General features: G+C 44.1%; 2 protein-coding genes. Both read right to left on the bottom strand.

Translation table 11 applies throughout. The features are described from left to right. The coding region (locus RH40_RS01650) for a BspA family leucine-rich repeat surface protein (RefSeq protein WP_009599533.1) at window positions 1–631 on the bottom strand (631 nt) is incomplete at its 3' end. Window positions 632–854: 223 nt separating this feature from the next. Continuing rightward, on the bottom strand, window positions 855–1,622 hold a 768-nt coding region (locus RH40_RS01645; RefSeq protein WP_009599532.1), incomplete at its 5' end, for a BspA family leucine-rich repeat surface protein.

The following is a 1,622-nucleotide window of genomic DNA, read 5'->3' as shown; positions in this document are numbered from 1 at the left end:
CCTGTTTAAAGATGCCATGCATGTCAAGAACATTGGTGGTATTCCAATCACCGATGCCTTGGTTAAAGGCTTTGGCGCCTTTAAACATTTCATCCATATATTCAACCTTTGAGGTATCCCATTCTCCGATAGGTTGGTTAAAGGCTTCGGCTCCTAAAAACATCTCCCTCATATCCCATACCCCGGAGGTACTCCAGTCACCGATGGGTTGGTTAAAGCTGGTAGCACCTTTAAACATGGCGGTCATTCCTGTAAAAGACTGCGAACCTACTTTGGAGGTATCCCAGTTACCGATAGGTTGGTTAAAGGCTTTGGCACCTTCAAACATCCCCTTCATAGAATAGACTGTGGAGGTATCCCAATCACTAATATCGGCATTAAAGTGCTCCCGACCTTTAAAGAGGAAATTCATATAAGTCACATGAGAGGTACAAAAACGGATTTGGCCTTGTTCCAGTTTATTGAGCTGGGCTTGGTCTTTAATGCTCTCATTATCAACAACCAGATAGGTGTGACCTTGGTGGTTGAAGGTGCTGTTGATGGGTTTGTCAATACATTTCACCGTGTCTTGTGCGGCGGCGGAGGTAGCGAGAAGTAAAGTGCTCCACCCGAGAGATTGAAGGGTCTTCATTGCAGTCCTTATGCTGAAACAGAGAAAGGGCATATTGCCCATAAATCAGAGAGTTACTACTGATAGCTGCGGTGAATTATAAATAACGAAGGGGTATTGAAAAGACGCTAAATGATTGAATCATCAAAGCTTTGAGATAGGCTGCAAATATAATGGTTTATATTTACACAAAAGGCACTAAGGCTAAAAAAGCCGCACAAGGCGGCTTTAAATTAAGGGTGTTTTATTGAAACTGGGGCCAGTGATGTCGGTTTTGGCCTAGTGGGCTGCCTGCTGCAAAGTTTCTATAGTCTGTGACCCTATCGACAATAGCCAAATCGCTCAAATCCTGGTCAAAAGCAGAGGCTCCTTGGAACATACTGTCTACAGACTCTAAGTCTTCCACTATCCAAGTACTGATATCTTGGTTAAAGCTCGTCGCATGGTAAAACATATATGACATATCCGTCACCATGGGTGCAGCCCAACCTGTGATGGGTTGATTGAACGACGAGGCACGAGCAAACATACTCCTCATACTTTTGACAAGCCACACATCCCATTCACCGATGTTTTGGTTAAAGGCGGAGGCTCCTTCAAACATCGACGACATATCTTCTACGCTGGAGGTATCCCAATCACTAATATCGACATTAAAGTTCTCTCGATTGCTAAAGAGACGATTCATGTCAGTCACATTTGAGGTACAAAAGCGGATTTGACCCTGTTCCAGTTTATCGAGCAGGGTTTGGTCTTTAATGCTTTCATTACCAACAACTAGATAGGTGTCGCCCTGATGGGTAAAGGTCGCGCCAATCGGGCTGTCATTACAAGTAAGAGTGATGCCTTGTAATTGCCACTTGCCTTCAAACCGGTGAACATCTTGGTTAAAGTTGGTGGCACCTAAAAACATACCTCCCATATGCCTAACCGCAGAGATATTCCAGTTACCGATGGGCTGGTTAAAGGTCGAGGCATCCTTAAACATCTCCGTCATATACTTTACATAAGA

Source organism: Vibrio caribbeanicus ATCC BAA-2122 (assembly GCF_000165125.1).
In the GTDB taxonomy this organism is placed as follows: Bacteria; Pseudomonadota; Gammaproteobacteria; order Enterobacterales; family Vibrionaceae; genus Vibrio; species Vibrio caribbeanicus.
The sequence above is the reverse complement of the archived record's forward strand: the minus strand, read 5'-3'. Positions and strand labels throughout refer to the sequence as shown.